The sequence below is a fragment of the Rhodococcus ruber genome (assembly GCF_027270735.1).
Taxonomy (GTDB): domain Bacteria; phylum Actinomycetota; class Actinomycetes; order Mycobacteriales; family Mycobacteriaceae; genus Rhodococcoides; species Rhodococcoides rubrum_A.
The window spans coordinates 1-916 of sequence record NZ_JAPWIJ010000034.1; the positions used below are offsets into that span (position 1 = coordinate 1).

Genomic DNA, 916 nt, shown 5'->3' on the forward strand with positions numbered 1-916 from the left:
AGCAGAACATAGCTTCATGGATAGATGAAGCGAGCTAGGGCTACAGGAAGTAGGCAAGGTGAGCAGTATTGATCGCCTCGACGTCGAAGTCATCGGGCTGTTGACAGTGAATGCACGAACCGGAGTGGCCGAGATTGCTGCTGAGCTCGGCGTCAGCCGAGCCACCGTGCAAACGCGACTGCGCCGGCTCGAAGAGCAGAAGATCCTGGAGGGGTTTCGGCCGATCATCAACCTGTCCGCTGTCGGGGTTCCAGTGCAGGCGCTGATCAGCCTCGAAATCGACCAACGCAAGCTTGCTGCCGTGGTGGAAGGGCTTACCGAGCTACCCGAGGTCCTGGAAATCAAAATCCAGGCAGGTCGTGAAGATGTGCTCGCGCACGTTGCGATCAGCTCACTCGCAGCGTTGCAAGTACTGACCGCGTCGATTGTCGACATCGACGGGGTTCGGAAAACGACATCCGAATTTTCGGTTGCAACACCTACCCCGTACCGCGTTCAACCACTGCTCGAACACATCACCGCTCGATCCGGCTGGGGACGTTCGACCCCTGCTGTGAGGTGAACGCCAAGATCTGGAGGTGGGTTCGTGGTGTGGTCGGACGGATGGGCTGTTTCCGATGGCTCAGACAATGTCGTTCCGTCAGAACCCGATTGGCGATCGTAGCCAAGCGTATGTACCACGAGGGCCACTCCACGCGACTGGTGCGAATATCATGGCAATTGCAGGACGGATCACATTGCAACTTCAAGTGGCGAGCAAACCCCGCGGGCACTGCTGTTCGTCAGAGAATTCGTCAACGCCGACCGTCGCGCGATCGCCGTCGTCCCGGACCGCCGAGGAGAAGCGGATTGAAACACGGTCAATCCCTGGACGCCGATCAGCGCCAACGATAATCGCGTTCTACGACGCACTCGG

1 protein-coding gene is annotated in these 916 nt (G+C 58.6%); it reads left to right on the plus strand.

Going from position 1 to position 916, the window contains the following annotated elements; all coding sequences use genetic code 11:
* The first annotated feature begins 58 nt into the window (after positions 1–58).
* Entirely contained in the window at positions 59–562 is a 504-nt protein-coding gene (locus tag O4220_RS27700; protein WP_269608746.1) for an Lrp/AsnC family transcriptional regulator, read from the plus strand.
* The last annotated feature ends 354 nt before the right edge of the window (positions 563–916 follow it).